Source organism: Hydrogenophilus thermoluteolus, from assembly GCF_003574215.1.
Classification (GTDB): domain Bacteria; phylum Pseudomonadota; class Gammaproteobacteria; order Burkholderiales; family Rhodocyclaceae; genus Hydrogenophilus; species Hydrogenophilus thermoluteolus.
In genome coordinates this window covers 544525-559740 of record NZ_AP018558.1, presented here as the reverse complement: position 1 = coordinate 559740, position 15216 = coordinate 544525, and the positions used below count along the sequence as shown (strand labels likewise).

General features: G+C 62.9%; 9 protein-coding genes and 1 pseudogene. 3 read left to right on the top strand and 7 right to left on the bottom strand.

The window, feature by feature from the left end:
- Nucleotides 1–9 precede the first annotated feature (9 nt).
- The 3 genes from HPTL_RS02725 to HPTL_RS02715 are packed head-to-tail and all read left to right on the top strand — an operon-like array spanning nucleotide 10 to nucleotide 3936.
- Nucleotides 10–1023 (top strand): DUF58 domain-containing protein, encoded by a 1014-nt coding sequence (locus HPTL_RS02725; protein ID WP_119334605.1) that lies wholly within the window; start codon nucleotides 10–12, stop codon nucleotides 1021–1023.
- Nucleotides 1020–3266 carry a transglutaminase TgpA family protein gene (locus HPTL_RS02720; RefSeq protein ID WP_170141249.1) on the top strand — a complete coding sequence of 749 codons (2247 nt, stop codon included), beginning with the start codon at nucleotides 1020–1022 and terminating at the stop codon, nucleotides 3264–3266. Before HPTL_RS02725 ends, HPTL_RS02720 begins: the two co-directional genes overlap by 4 nt.
- Nucleotides 3253–3936, top strand: a complete 684-nt coding sequence (locus HPTL_RS02715; protein ID WP_119334603.1) for a class II aldolase/adducin family protein — start codon at nucleotides 3253–3255, stop codon at nucleotides 3934–3936. Before HPTL_RS02720 ends, HPTL_RS02715 begins: the two co-directional genes overlap by 14 nt.
- 67 nt (nucleotides 3937–4003) lie before the next feature.
- Here HPTL_RS02715 and HPTL_RS02710 read toward each other — a convergent pair whose 3' ends face one another.
- The 7 genes and pseudogenes from HPTL_RS02710 to HPTL_RS02675 form a co-directional block, all read right to left on the bottom strand.
- Complete coding sequence (locus tag HPTL_RS02710; protein ID WP_119334602.1) at nucleotides 4004–4342, bottom strand: PilZ domain-containing protein; 339 nt, start codon at nucleotides 4340–4342, stop codon at nucleotides 4004–4006.
- Between the two features lie 115 nt (nucleotides 4343–4457).
- Complete coding sequence (locus HPTL_RS02705; RefSeq protein ID WP_119334601.1) at nucleotides 4458–6047, bottom strand: ATP-binding protein; 1590 nt, start codon at nucleotides 6045–6047, stop codon at nucleotides 4458–4460.
- A 229-nt stretch (nucleotides 6048–6276) separates the two neighbouring features.
- Nucleotides 6277–6704: pseudogene (locus HPTL_RS11425) on the bottom strand (transposase); the annotation flags it as partial.
- A gap of 25 nt (nucleotides 6705–6729) precedes the next feature.
- A complete protein-coding gene (locus HPTL_RS02690) occupies nucleotides 6730–10059 on the bottom strand; it encodes a DEAD/DEAH box helicase family protein (protein ID WP_119334599.1) in 3330 nt (1109 codons plus the stop codon).
- A 109-nt stretch (nucleotides 10060–10168) separates the two neighbouring features.
- Nucleotides 10169–11281, bottom strand: a complete 1113-nt coding sequence (locus HPTL_RS02685; RefSeq protein WP_119334598.1) for a Fic family protein — start codon at nucleotides 11279–11281, stop codon at nucleotides 10169–10171.
- Nucleotides 11281–14613, bottom strand: a complete 3333-nt coding sequence (locus HPTL_RS02680; protein ID WP_119334597.1) for a site-specific DNA-methyltransferase — start codon at nucleotides 14611–14613, stop codon at nucleotides 11281–11283. The genes HPTL_RS02685 and HPTL_RS02680 overlap by 1 nt, the downstream gene beginning before the upstream one ends.
- Before the next feature lie 43 nt (nucleotides 14614–14656).
- Nucleotides 14657–15190: a hypothetical protein gene (locus HPTL_RS02675; RefSeq protein WP_119334596.1), complete on the bottom strand. Its 534-nt coding sequence runs from the start codon at nucleotides 15188–15190 to the stop codon at nucleotides 14657–14659.
- Nucleotides 15191–15216 lie beyond the last annotated feature (26 nt).

The window sequence follows — 15216 nt, the reverse complement described above, 5'->3', positions numbered from 1 at the left end:
GACCCTGTGATGCCTTCTGCCGACACGGTTGCCCCCGCATCGCCTTTGCCACCCCGCTGGATCCACTGGCCGCGCTGGGTACGCCGCCGCCACCGCGGTACGCGCTGGCAGTGGAACGCATGGCAGGTGTTCCTGCTGCCCACCCCGTTTGGCTGGGTCTACGGCGGTGCGCTCGTTGCGCTCTTTCTTTTTGCGGCGAACTACCAGTTGTCGCTTGCCTATCTCCTCCTCTTCGTCACCTCGGCGTTCGGGGTCACCGCTGCGGTGCAGACGGTGCGCGTCGCGCACGGTGTCACGTTCACGGCACAACCGCCCGAATGGGTCTTCGCCGGCGACCCCGTCACCTGGACCCTGCACTGGCACGCCCCGCTCGACGCGCAAGGAAGCGCCTTGACCGTGAGTGCGGTAACGCCAGACGGTCACGTAGTTGCCCGCCGGGTGCTCTTCGACGGCGCCGCAGGGGCCGTGACGTTGGCGCTCCCTACGCACCGCCGCGGTGCGTACCCGGCGCCCTGCTTCGCCCTTTCGACGACCTTACCGTGGGGGCTTTTTCGTGCCTGGGCGGTTTGGCACCCGCCGCTTACCGCATGGGCGGTACCACGACCGTTGCCCGACGCTCCACCGCTGCCCCGCACGTTCACGCCGCGCGCCACCGCTTTGGCACTCGGGCGCGAGCAGCCGGGCGAAGGGGTGGATTGGGGCGATTGGCGTGCCGCGCAGCCCGGCGAACCCCTGCGCCGCGTGCACATGCGGCAGTTGGCGCGCCGGGGTAACCTATGGCTCGCGGAAACGACCGCCCCTACCGCGCCCAGCGACGACACGGTTTGGCTGCGGTTCGAAGCGGCAGCCGGTGCGAACCTCGAGGAAAAGTTGGCGTGCCTTGTGGCATGGGTGCTGCACGCCGACGCGCTTGGGCTTCGGTATGGGTTGGCGTTGCCCGGCTTTTCCCTGGCTCCTCAACGCGGCGCGGCGCACAAAACGGCTGCACTCATCCAGTTGGCTCAATATCAGGAGCCGCGATGAGCGGGCAAAGTAGCCGCGGAAGTTTTCGTATTCGCCAGCGGTGGCGGCTCCTTGGTGGCATACTTGCGCCGCCCGCGTTCCCATTCGCCGCCTGGTTGCCGTGCGTTGCCGCGGGCACCCTGGCATGGGGTTTACACGCCACGGCGCTGCCGCTTCTATGGAACGCCGTGGTAGCGCTCCTGATGGCGGGGGCGCTGGCGCGCTTTCTGCTTGCCGTACGCTGGCCGCGCTGGCTGCCCACCGTGGTTGCTCTGGCGGCGCTTGCCGCGATTCGACCGATCTATGGGTACGGATTCGGGCAAGAGACCGGTCTGGCGCTCCTCTTTGCCGCTTTTTGGCTCAAAGGGTGGGAAGCCACGACTGCGCGCGACCTGCGCGCATGGGGGCTCACCGCGCTCTTTCTCCTGGCTGCGGCGTTTCTGCGCAGCCAATCACCCTTTTATGCGGTTGCGGTGCTCACCGGCTGGCTCGTGGTCGTGGTCGGCTGGGCGCAAGCGGCGCGGGTGGAATGGGGGTTGGCGACGACCTTGGGCCAGCTGCCCATGTTGGCGCGTCATACCGCGCTGACGTTGGTGGCAAGTCTACCGCTCGTGCTCCTTCTCTTCGTGCTCGTGCCCCGGCTCGATCGCCCGCTCTGGGGTGTGCCGCAGGACGCCGCGCAGGCGCGCAGCGGCCTATCTGAGACGATCGCACCCGGTGCAGTCAGCGCGTTGGCGCTATCGGACGCCGTCGCGTTCACCCTGACCTGGGAAGGAGCGGCCCCGGCCCCTTCTGAGCTCTACTTTCGCGCCGTGGTCCTCACCCATTACGACGGTACGACGTGGCGCCCCGCACCCGAAGAGACGCTCGAACGCGAAATCGCGCAACAGCGCGCCCGCACCGCCCCTGCCGCAGTGGAAGAACCCCCCAAAGCCGTTCGCGAATCCTTCACTTCCGCCCTCGAGTCCCAAGGCCCCGCGGCAGCAACCGTTGCCGAGCGCAGCGCCCGCGGCGAAGCGCCCTCGGCCACCCGCCACTTTGCGCTGCTGCTCGCCCCGCAGCCGATCCCTTGGCTTCCCGCCCCCGAACGGACGGTGGCGCTTCGCGGAGCCTCGGTCGCGCTCCCCTGGCGCGACGGCCGGTGGTTGAGCGCCCACCCCCTCATCGAACGGACCCTCTGGTCTGGCGAAGCGCAACTGACCGACCGTTGGCCAGAGCCCCTGACCGCAACCCAGGCGCGGCAACTCACCGCGCTTCCTCCGAACCACAACCCACGGGCGCAAGCGCTCGGACGGCAGATCGCCACCGACCACGCAAGCCCCGCGGCGCGGCTTGCGGCGATCGAAGCCGCGTTTCGCGCCGTGAACCTGCGCTACACCCTCTACCCGCCCCTCATGACGGAAAACGCTGCGGACCAGACGCTTTTCGACGCCCAAGCCGGTTTTTGCGAACATTTCGCGAACGCGTTCGCGGTAGTCGCCCGTGCTGCAGGACTGCCGACGCGCCTCGTTGCCGGTTACCAAGGAGCGACCTTCAATCCGGTGGATCGCAGTTGGGTGGTGCGCCACGCCGACGCCCACGCCTGGGCCGAAGTATGGCTCGACGGCGAATGGCGGCGCGTCGACCCCACCCGCTGGGCCGCGCCCGCACGCATCACGCTGGGCAGCGACGCCGCGTTGCGCAGCGAACTGCCACTGGTGCGCGCCGCCTGGCTCGATCAACCGTGGCTTGCAACGCTGCGCCAACAGCTCTGGGCGTGGCAACGGCAGTGGGATTTGTGGGTGGTCGGTTTCGACGCGGTGCGGCAGCGCGCGCTGCTCGCCCGTCTGGGGTGGGAAAGCGGCGATTGGCGCTGGGCGGCAGGCGGCGCGGTGCTCGTCGCAGCAGCGACGGCACTCCTTCTCTTCGTTCGCCTTCCAGAAAAACCGCGTGACCCCGCGCAACGCGCTTGGGCCCGGCTCACCGCGACGCTCACGCGCCGCGATCTTGCGCCGCGCGCGGGTGAAGCGCCGCTGGCGTACGTGGCGCGAATTGGCGACGCACTGCCACCACCGCTGGCGGCGCGCTTTACTCAGCTTGCGCAGCGCTACTTGGCGTACCGCTTCGGCGCAGCCGATGAAACGGCGCAGCAATTGGCGCGCGATCTGCGACAATTACGGCGCGCGCTGACCCGAAGCCGCTGGCCACGGCGCCACGGCGTGCCTAAGCGCCCGATTTCGTCCAAAACGGAAGATGGTAGTGAGACGCACGATGACCCAAACTGAAACTTCCGAGAACACCATAGCCTCGGCGCTCGTTGCGACGATGCAAGCGATGCGCACGCACGGACTCAACGTCGGCGCCGCGGGCAACGCCAGCGCCCGCCACCCCGAAAGTGGCATGTGGATTACCCCCACTGGTATCTCTGCCGAGACGCTCACGCCCCAGCAGATCGTCTGGGTCGATGCCACAGGGCAGGCGCACGGCGCGTGGCGCCCTTCGAGCGAATGGCACTTCCATCTGGCGATCTACCGCGCTCGGCCCGACGTCGGCGCGGTGGTCCATTGCCATTCGCTCGCAGCGACGGCGCTCGCGTGCCACCGCCGCGAGATTCCTCCTTTCCATTACATGATCGCGGAATTTGGTGGGCAGACGGTGCGCTGCGCCCGCTATGCGCGTTTTGGCAGTGAAGCGCTTGCCGATGCGATCGTCGAAGCGCTCGAAGACCGTCTGGCGTGTCTCTTGGCCAACCATGGCCTAGTCGCTGTAGGTCGTGACCTCGCGCAGGCGCTTCATCTGGCCGAAGCGCTGGAAACGCTCTGCAAACAATACCTCTTCGCGCACGCGCTCGGCGAACCGGTCTGGTTGAGCGACGCAGAGATGGCAGACGTGCTCGACGCCTTTCGCAGCTACGGGCAACAGCCGCGTACTACCGGAGAGCACTTATCCGAATAGGTACTCCGGGCACGCGCTTACGGCTAGGCGCCTGCGTAAGGTCAGGAGCCACCATCGAAGAAAGGAGTTACGAGAGCACTTCCACGATCTTGCCGCCCAGCTCGTAGCGGTATTGCGCAGCCTCCCCTTCCGTGCTGGGCAACGCTTCGCAACGCCGCACTTCGAGCCGCACCCGCAGCGGCCGACTGTCAGCCCCGGGCGTAGCCGGTGGCTGATCGACCTGAACGGCCAGCACTTCGTGAAGCGCCGGAACGTAATTGCAGCGCAACGTCAGGCCGCCTACCGATAGCTCCGTACAGGTGGCCTCATGACGTTCGCCATGCGCCGTGATGAGGTGCGCCTTGAGCCCACCTCCAGGCACGGGGATACGGCGGTCTCGGCGTCGTTCTGCGTGCGAAAGGGGCATTGCGAATACTCCCCGAAGAAAACGGTGCACCCATTATACGCAGATGGTAGCACGAGTCATAAGCACAAGCCCCCTGGGCGTGCCTCGCGGTCACGACGGACGAAACGGTGTGCGCTTAGCATGTCTCGCATGCCACCGCAACGACGTTCCGCTGGCGTTTGCTGAATTCGACGCCGACAAGATGCACCGGTACTCCCTGGCCGCGGTACTTTTCGGCGTAGCCTTTGGCACGAAGTTGCGCAAGCGCCGCTCCTTCGGGTTCGTCCGCGACCACTTTGAATTCGAAGAGGTAGATCCGCTCCGGAAGCTTCACGGTAAGGTCGATGCAGCCGTGGTGGGTGACGTCCTCAGCAATGAGTTCCAGCCCCAGCGCCGCGAGGTGGCTATAGAAGACGCTGGCCCAGTACCCTTCGTAGTGGGTGATGGGGTTTTTGCGGTACCAGTCGTGCGGGATGCTGGTGTAGAGGCGCTGGAAGTGGTCACGCAGCCGTTCCAGGTCGCCTGCGCGCATCAGGTTGATGAGCGCTGTGACGCTTGCCGTGGGGCGCGTGGGTATGAGCGCTGCCGTAAGCGCCCGGTTCAACGCCATGCGCACTTCGCGGTTGGGTAGCTTGAGTTCGTATTCGGTAACGCCTGCGGTGACGTGTACGGCGCCAATCGTCAGGTAGCCCGTCTGCCACAGGATCGCTTCGGGTTCGATCCCGTCGACGTCGAACGCCGACAAGAGCTCCTCGGTGGCATAGAGCCCTTCCAATTGTGGGGTGAAGAAGCGCCGCGCTTTGAGCAGATCGATGAGGAAGGTGGGGGTGCCCGTTTCAAACCACCAGGCGCGAAATTCGCGAAAGAAGAATAGCTGCAGTACGTCGAAGGGGTTATAGACTCGTTCGTTGCCGCCCCAGGAGTAGCCGTTGTACCAACTGCGCACCGCTTCCCGGGAAAGGGGTTTCCCTTCGGCTGCAGCAGCGGCAAATTCGGGGGCGAAGACGGTGTCGAGGTCTGCTTCGGTGTAGCCGCAGATCGTGGCAAAGGGTACGCTTAGGGTAATGTCGGCAAGGTTGTTGAGGCCCGAAAAGATCGAGACTTTGCTGAATTTGGAAACACCGGTGAGGAACGCAAAGCGGATGTGGGCGTCTTGCCCTTTGATCACCGAGTAGAGGTTGCGTAGCCCTTCGCGCATCGCACGGGCAACCTCAGGCGTGGTGAGATTGTCGAGGATCGGTTTGTCGTATTCGTCAACCAGCACCACGACGCGCCGGCCCGCTTTTTCCGCGACGCGTTCGATGAGCCGCTTGAAGCGCAGGTGGGTGTCCATCGGGGGCGGTTCGATGGTTACGCCCAGCCGGTCGGCGTTGTCGCTCAAAAGCACGTGGATGTGTTCGTCGAGCGCGGTGGCCGTTTGCAGCCGTCCTTCGGCGAAGCTCAGCCGCACCACCGGGTAGCGGACGTTCCAATTCCAGCGGTCGTGAACAAAGAGCCCGCGAAAGAGTGGTTCGTTGCCAGCAAACAGTTCGGCGAGCGTGTCGAGAAAGAGGCTTTTGCCGAAGCGTCGCGGACGGGAGAGGAAGTAGTATTTCCCTTCACTGACAAGCCGCCAGGCGTACGCCGTTTTGTCGACGTAGTAGTAGCCCTCTTCGCGGATTTCGCGAAAGGTTTGGATCCCGATGGGGAGTTTGCGACGCACAAGGGAGGCCGCGCTACTGGTCATGGTCGTTTCCTGCAAGCCGCCTGTTGCGACCATTTTCGCACAAATAGAAAACTTCCTTCATGCGCCAAACTCGCCAACTCCATTCCGATACTTTGCCGCTCCACGTAAGTGCGAGCATGATGAGATCGAACTTATGAACCTTGCTGCAACGCGTACATGATCCCCCAGACGCGCGCGTACGCTGCGTGCAGGTCATGATCTCGACACTGTTTTTGAAATTGTCGTAGTCGATGGCAAGGATACGGTTGGCGATCTCCTCGTCTTCGGTGTCGCGCCGGGCCTCGTAGCGGTAGCAGGCCTGGCTGATCCGAAAGGCTTGACAAGCCGCCCGGATCGACAGCCCGCGCTGCTGCACGGCTCGTTGTGCCATCTCGCGCCGGCGAGATGGCTTCACCACTTTTTTGCAAGAGCCTCCGCCACGACCTCGGCCTTGAGCTTTTCCTCGACGTACATCTTGCGCAGCCGCCGGTTCTCCTCCTCCAACTCCTTCATGCGCGCCATGAGCGAGGCGTCCATGCCGCCGTACTTGGCCCGCCACTTGTAGAAGGTCGCCGAGCTGATGCCCAGTTCGCGGCACAGATCGGGCACGCTCAGACCAGCCTCCGCCCGCTTGAGCGCGTCGATGATCTGGCTGTCAGTGAAACGCGATTTCTTCATCGTAGAGATTCTCCTTCGAGACTCTCTACTTCTCAGCGCACTGGTTTTGCGGGGGGATTACCGGCTCGAGCAATTCGCGGATGTACGTCTCCCTGTCTTCCTCCTGAAACAGGATGTGTTTTTTCTGCATTTCGTCTTTCGTGATGCCCCAAAGCTTGCTCATTTCATGCGAGGGCGTGTTCGAGACGATGAAGGACTCGAGCACAACATCAGGCTGCCCCAGCCGCTTCTCGATCTCCTTGACCGTTTCGTAGAAGCTGATCTTGGGATCCTGGAGGCCGACGTTGCGGATGCCTTTGGGGTCCACAAAGGTCACGCGCTGCCGCTCGCCTTCGGGCTGCTCTTCGACCTGCCAGATGATGAAGTCCGGGTGGAAGTTGCCAGCCTCGAAGAAGCCGACGCCACGGCCCTTGCTCAGGTTGCGCAGCAGGTAGAGCTCCCGTTCTGCAAAATAGTCGGGGTTGGCGTCGTGGAACGCCTTCAGGTCCTCGATGAACCGGCGCTCGCCCTTGTTGAGCGGGGCGGGTGAGATTTCCACTACACTGCCGTCCAGGAACAGCAACGGCTGGTAGAGGTGTCGCTCGAACCAGATCGCTTTGAGGCCACGGAACTCCCAGTCCTTCAGATTCCCTTGCTCGATGGCCTCTTTCAGCTCTTTCAGTTTTGCGACGATTTCCTGCTTCGATTCCTCGATCAGGATCCGATAGCCGCATTCGGCGCCATCTTCACTCAGGATGGATGGGAAGTTGGGATCGTCCTCGGTGAGTTCACGGTACTCCAGGTGCGGAAGTTCCCATTCGCGCTTGCGGAAGGTGTAGTAGCGCTCCACGTACTTGCGCAGCAGGGCCTGGGCGATCTCCTGCCATACGCGCACCTTTTCGAACGCGTCGAAGGCCAGCTCCGACGCGGGGATCAGCAGCCGGTACCAGCTGGTGTCCATCAGCAAAGCAGCGATGCCGGAACGGGGCAGGTTGAGGTTGTACCAGCCACGCTCGGCCTTGAAACGTTCGAGGTCGAAGTACAGCTGGTCGAGGTCCAGGAAGGCGATGTGCTGCTTCGTCAGGTGCGCCTCATTGGGGGCGCCTTCGTCCTCGCTGCCCGATACCCCGTCGGACTTCATGGCCTGGATCTTCGGGTACCAGTTCAGCACCACCTGGTTCTTCTGCAGATAGGCCGTGGCGGGCTCAAGGTCGGGGCGCGGGGGCTGGAGGGTCGGAACCGGCCCCAGCTTGCGGAAGGCGTCGCCAAATTCGGTCTTGACGCCGTTGATCTCTTTCTTGAGACGGATCGTCTTGAGCGGCTTCGTGCCCAGGTTCCGGATGACCGGCAGGATGAATTCGATGCGTTCTTCGTTGGCGGGTAATCCTTCATCTTCCAGGAACTTCCGGAACTGTTCCATGTAGTCGGCACGGACGCCGAAGATATGCAGCGTTTCGAGCAGGTCGATGTACCTGGGCCGTTTCAGCGCCGCGGGGAGGGTTGCACGCACGCTGCGCTTGAGGCTCATGCCGTAACCCTTCAACCGCACACCGCGGCCGAAGAGCTGGATGATCTGCGCGCCCTCGCTGCGCCCAACGTTCATCAGTCCCATGGTGCTCACACGCCAGCTGCTCCAGCCCTCGGTGAACTTCTTCGAACCAATGAGCACGTTGATGGCGGAGTGCGGCTTGTCCAGCTCGTGGAACAACGATCCGGAGAATTCCCGCTCGGCGACATGCAAGCCGCTGGTTTCGCACAGCTTCACCAGCTTGGTGTCGTCACCGACGTTGATGACGCCAAAGAACGCGTTGTCGCCCACGCGCACGCCGATTTCGCCGGCGGCACCCTTCAGGTTCTCGACGTGCAGCAGGCCGCCTGCGGGAGCGTTGAACAGGGTCGCCAGTGTTTCGTCGAAGATCTGTTCGGGCGACAGACCGCAGGTGTTCAGGTAGGCGAAACGGCCCGTGAACAGTTTCTTGCCGGTGGCCGTCACCAACCCCTCCTTCAGCACGCGTCGGATGCGCTCGGTGCTGTCCTTGCGATTCGCCACGTAGGTGGCCAGGAACTTCAGGATGGCCACGACGTCGGACACATCCTTCTTGTCCTCCTTGCGTACGGCGTTGACGCTGCCGCCCACGAAGACCCACAACGGCTTTTCGATGTTGAACGGGCGCAGGCTCGCTTCCTGTTCCCGGTACAGCCGCTGCTGCTGGAAGAACGACAGCAGGCAGGCGGTGAGGTAGGTCCTCATCCATTCCTCGTTGCGATCGTCCTCCAGGTTGAGGATGTGATAGTCCTTGCCGAAACCGTCGCCGTAGAACCAGCGATAGGAATAGTCGAACAGCGTGCTGCGCGCGTAGAGGTCGGTCAGCTGTCGGTTTCCGGCCACGGCCTGGCCGAAGGTGGCGGAATATTCGAACGAGAAGCCCTTTTCGCACAGCGCGTTGCGGAACTTCATCCAGGCCCCGTCGCCGCCTGCCGAAGCACCGCGGTGCCCTTCATCGACGAGGACAAGGTTGTTGCCCTCGAAGGCATCCACCGCCACTGTCTTCTCGCCCGTCTCCTCCTTCAGCTTGGTGACCTCCAGGATTTCCACCGCACGACCGGCGAACAGGCCGCGTCCGTCCTTGTTGAAGATCTCCGCCTCGATACCCGACTTCTGGAACTCGCGCAGATGCTGCTGCGACAGCCCCTCATTGGGCGTGAGCAGGATGATCCGGTTCAGCTCGCGCGAAAGACCATGTGTTTCCAGAAACCGCTGGTACTGGAGGATGTTGGCATGCATGAGCAGCGTCTTGCCGCTGCCGGTGGCCATCCAGAAGGCGATCTTGTTGAGCTGGAGACGGGGATCCTCGGACTCCTCCAGTGCCGTGATCCGGTCCGCTTCCGGGAGCGTCTCGTTCAGCGCCGCAATGCGCGCGTTGAGCGCCTGCCGCAGGCCGGCGGGGTCGCGGAAGTAGCGGTCGAGGTAGATCTCCGTGAACAGCAGCGCCAGGTACTGGAAGTACTTCCAGACGATCGGTTCTTCGCCCCGGGTGATGCGCCGGTCGTTGAGGTGTTGCGTGACCGAAACGATGGCCTGGTCGTACTCCAGCAGCTGCTCGTCCGTCAGCTCCGGCCTGTTCTCCGGGGGCAGATGCAGGCAAAGGGCCTGGTGGAAGCGGTGGATGTTGTCCGCGTCCAGTCCTTCCAGCGACTCATCCTTCAAATGGACGGCAAGCTGGTCGAAACGCTCGACCCCGAACAGGCCGAGCAGCCACTGGTTGAGGGCGAGCTTGCGGTTGAACGGCAACGACGCGCGGGCCGCGGCGGCCCGGTCGCGCGCAGACGCCTTGGGCGAAGCTGCATCGTTCTTGCGAGGACGTCCGCGCGGCATCAGGCAGCCTCCTTCCGCTTGTCGCTCACTGGATAGCAGCTACGGCGTTTGTTGATCATTTTTGATAACAAAGTGATCGACAAGGCGCCTTGTTGTGAATGGGTGAGCATCAAAACACCTCCCTGCCTTCGGCGATGTTGAGCAGCGCCGGAAAGACCAGCACCGCTGAGCGGCGCCCGCTGGACTCCATTAACTCTTTGATAATCTTGTGTTTTTTGAGGACGCCCAGAAACCGCCGGGCGGTCGGCGCCGGGATGCCGGCCATCTGGACGAAGTCCGAGGCGCTGAAGATGGGGCGGGCAAACAGCCACTCCAGGGCGTGGACCGCGTACTGGGAGCGGGTCATCTCCGGCAGGCGGAGTTTGAGGCTCCCATGCAGTTCGAGGATGGCCTGCGTACGACGCAGGTTCTCCTCAGCCTGGGTCCGCACGGCTTCCAGGAAGAAGCCGCACCATCCCGTCCAGTCGTCGTCCCGGGAGACGGCCAGCAGCCGTTCGTAGTACTCGTCCCGGTGTGCCTCCAGCCAGGCGCTGAGGTAGAACATGGGCCGCCGAATCAGGCCCTTCTGCCACAGGAAGAGGGGCACCAGCATACGCCCCAGCCGGCCGTTGCCGTCCAGGAACGGGTGCAGGGCCTCGAACTCTGCGTGGAGGATGGCAAGCTGGATCAGCCGGTCTGGCGCCTCCTCGTGCAGGTATCTCTCCCAGGCGCTCATGGCATCGGGTAGCTTGTCGGCGCCGATGGGGACGAACCTCGCCTGCTCGATGGCGCAGCCGCTTGGGCCAATCCAGTTGGGAATGCGCCTGTACTCCCCCGGCGCCTTATTTTGGCCCCGCACCCCGTCTAGCAGCACCCGGTGCATCTCGCGGATCACCCGCTGGGACAGGGGCAACTCTGCCAGGAGTCGCTCGGCCTCGCGCATTGCCGCACGGTAGTTCAGTACTTCGCGGATGTCCTCGCGGCGCTCGGGGGAAATGTCCTCCCGGCCCGCCTCGAACTCCAGCACCTCGCCCATCGTGGCCTGGGTACCTTCGATACGCGACGAGAGCACCGCTTCCTGGGTGGTCAGCGGCGAGAGCAGGATGTCCGGGTTCGGCACGGCGGCCAGCATGCCATCATAACGGGCGACTGCCGCGGCCGCCGGACCGATCAGCGGGATAAGCCGCGGCCAGTCCAGCTCCCGCGGGGGGAACCGGCCCTCGTGGTAATGGACCGGAGCCATTACACCCCCTCCATTTCGAACATCAGCCGGAAGAAGTCCTCCTCGATCAGGCGCACCTTCCAGGTGTCATCCGGGGCCTTGAGGTTTTCCAGGTTGTTGTCGCCGTTGACGTAGATCAGGTCGAATTCGCTGTCCTTGCTGGAGTAGCCCTGCTTGCGGAACCATTCGTCCAGCACCAGGTTGTCGCGCTCGATGCCTTCCGGATCCTCCCCGCCCGGGCGCTTGCGCCAGATGACGAGGGTGCGGCGGCCGTCCGGCGTGGTGCCGGTGACGGTGCGGAACCACCACGGGCCGTCCGGGTCCTCCTTCAGGCGTCCGTCCAGCAGCAACCGGCGCGGCGCGTCCGCCGGCAGGTCCGGGTCGTCGTCGCGGCGGAACGCGGCGCTGTAGGCGCGCGGCGCGGCGATGTGGTCCACCTTGAGGCCGATCAGCCAGGTGAAGGTCTCCAGCAGGTCGACATTCACCTCGCGGGACTCGTCCGAGCCCGGGCGCTTGACCTTCAGCCTGTAGGCCGTGGGGTCCATGAAGGCGGACACGTTCAGCAGCGACTGGCTGCCGCGCGTTTCCACGTCCAGCATGTAACGCAGCAGGTATTGCTCCCGGAAACCGTCCGCCCCCTGGGCCTGCGGGCTGTCGAGCAGGCTTTGCTGTGCCTCGGTGCGCTTGAGCTCCAGGTTGTTGAGCGTGTCCTCGTAGGATTCGAGGCGGATCACTTTCATGATTCGGGGGCTGCGTTCGGCTTCTTCGGTGGTGGGAAGACGTGCGGGCTTGCCATCGCGCCACTCCGGGGTGAACGTCACCTTCTTCAGACGGGGGAGCAGAACGGTATCGAAGTATCCGGCTTGTTCGATGAGAATGAACTTGCGGCGTCCACCATCTTCGCGATTGAGGTTGATGGTGGCGTGGCCAGCGGTTCCAGAACCGGCAAAGAAGTCAAGAATTACCCCAATCCGGCCCGCGGTCTGCGATATGAAGCGGGCGGGCAAGGTAGTAGGTTTGGGGGTTGGGAAAAGCCCTGTCGCCCCAAAAAGCGCGGCAATCTGTTTTTCTCCGTCCGTATAGTCGTGAAAGAATGACTTGGCTACATTTGTTTCTACTTCGTGAAGAAAACGCTTGTATCGGGGTATCTTTGTTTCGTCGTCACCCCACGCAATTCTTCCTTGGCGATCAAGGGCTTCAAAGCTATCTCGGTTGTTAGTTGGCCATGAATATGGCCACCGCCACCCGGTTTTTGGGGAAGGGCACGGCTTGCCAGTCTTTGGATGTAATGGTTTATAAAAGCGATAATTCGGGTCTTCTGGATCCCGTGTGCTTGGTGATTGCTTCTGAGCCGGCGCTGACGCATCGGCTTCTTGCCAAACTACCAGCCGCGCATCTCGAATCCGCGCTTCGCTCTCGGGTACCAATTGCCCGTGCATATCTCGATACTCAGCATGGCAATAGTTATAGATGCCGCGCCACGGATCCTGTTTCTTGGTTTCTTCATTGTACTCAAGGCCCAGTTCCTGAAGTTCCGCCTTGTATTCGGCAATGTGCTGCTGAAACAGCTCTTGGATTGCCTGCTCAACGTCCTCAATAGACGGATAGTGCGGATTGAGCCTATTGATAAGCTCCATCATCTCGCGATACCCGGGCTTGGGTTCGCGAAATAGGTCCGGGGCCTGCTCGGCTGAGGCGCGGTCACGGGCATAAACTTCCACGTACTCATGGTTGGTTGAATACAGTGGTGACTGGCTGTGCGTCGTGTTTTGCGCCCAGATCAGTTCCTCGATCCGGTTCTCTCGCCCAAAGTTGAGATCCAGGACGGCCTGCAGCGAATCCCGCTCGTTCTCGTCGATGTTCGAGAACAAGGCGCCGTTTGTGGCCAGAAGTTGGTGCGCCAATTGCACGCGGTCATTCATCATCGTGAGCCAAGAGGCGTGCTTGTAGTTGTCCTTGTAGGGGAAGCCGTCACCCTGGCGGTTGTAGGGTGGGTCAATGGTTATCGTGTTGATAGAGGATTTGTAGGTGCGCTGAATAAGCGACAGTGCCTGAAAGTTTTCGCTGTTAATCAGTACTCCGTCTGTCAGAGACGCCACATCCGCAAGCTGCTCGAGCAGGCGTGCCGTGAAGCGCGCATCAAAATGCCTGGTGTCAATTGCCAGTGCAGGGTTTGCCTTGAGGAAATCCACCGTGAGAGGCGAACTGTATTCGGGGGTTGCCAAGTCTCCTTTGATCTCGTCTATCGCACATAACCGTACCCATTCCTCCCGCTGCGCGTCGTTCGCGGCTATCTCCGGATAGAACTCCTCCGGAATCACACCCAGCCGGATGCAATAGCGGGTCTCGACGACAAACTTCTTCTTCAGCCACAGCTTCTTCTGGAATTCTTCCAGCTGCGCCAGGAAGTCGATGATCTTGTGCGCGATACGTCGGATGACCTTGATCTTGGACAGGTACTGCTCGACGCGCGGGGCGGTTTCGCTTTCCACGTCGTCGAGGTGCATGACCTCGTTCTTGATGTAGAAGTCCAGTTCGCGCCGCAGGAAGCCGCCCAGGTCCTTGTGGATGAAATAGTCGAAGGTGTTGCGGGCGGTGTAGCGGTCCAGATGCACGCGCAGGCGGGTGTTCTCCGAGACCGTGCCGTCGGCGCGCACGTGCTGCGCGCCCAGGGCCTTGATCCAGTCGGCCAGCGCCGGGTCGTCGAGGGCCAGGATCGCGGCCTCGGCCTCGGCGTTCAGGTCCTTCTGCTTGGCCGGATCGGGCTTGTAGGTGAAGCGGATCACCAGCTCGCCATCCTCGATGGCCGCAAAGGGCGCGGGGGCCAGCCGGAAGCGGCGCTCCTTGCCGGCCTGTTCCTTGACGTTGCCGTGCTCGCCCTCGGCGGCGTCCGCCAGCTTGAAGTGGACGCGCATCGGGTTGGCTTCATCCTCCGGGCGAAGGCGGAAGGCGTAGTCCCGCAAATATTCGCTGGTCTTGATGTAGTACTGGTCCGCGTTGGCCCAGTGGAGCTTGACCTCCTCGCCTTCGTAGGGGATGGCGTAGACGCCGGGCTTGTAGACGCGCTTGCTGAGGAAGTCGCCCTCCGAGTAGTAGCGGCGAAAGAAACTGTAGAGATGGTCGTAGACCTCGGCTTCCAGCGCCCCGGTGTCCATGTCCAGTTCGGCCTTGTCGGCGGTGTGGTACTGGGCGAAGGCTTGCTTCACCTGCGGCAGCAGGTCCTCGTCCAGGAACTGCGTCACCTCCGCGTTCCGTGCATGCAGGATGCGGTAGATGCCGAAGTCCAGCTCCGGCTGGTCGAGCTGGAACAGCTCCTTGAGCAGGGTTTTCAGTTTTTCGTATTTCTGGCTCATTGCGTGGTGGTCCTGTTGAATCGTTGGCGGGCGCGTCGCTTCGTCAGACGACGGCCCAGCGAATGGTGAAGAGTGTCTCGGCCTGCGCCTCCTCGCGCTCAATCAACGCCAGCGCTTCCTTCACGCCCATCGGCACGATGCCGTCGGCGGTAACCAACCCTCGGCGTTTCATCTCCTCGTGCCGGTACGGATCACGGCGGTTGGGGATCATGGCGTACTGGGCCTTGAGCAGTTGCGACTGCGCCTCGACCGACAGGTTGCCCTCGGCCTCGTATCGGCGTTTGAAGGCTTCGCGGTACTTGGGCAGGACGCTGCCGAAGTTGTCCAGGCAATCGGTGACGCCGGGGATGAAGTGCTTGACCAGCGCCCAATGGCCCATGCGGTAGACGCCGGCTTGGAAGACCACCTCGTCGTGCAGCCTCTCCTGGTCGGGTGAGCGCTGCCGGTAGGCGGCGATGAACACCTCCAGCGCATCGGCCAGTTTCGGGGCGCCGTCGTCAAAGGCCAGCAGCGAACGCCAGTTGGCAGCCAGTTGGATCAGGCGCTGATGTTCCTTGTCGGAAAACGGCGCGCGCAACACCTTCTCCAGCGTCTTGACCTGGC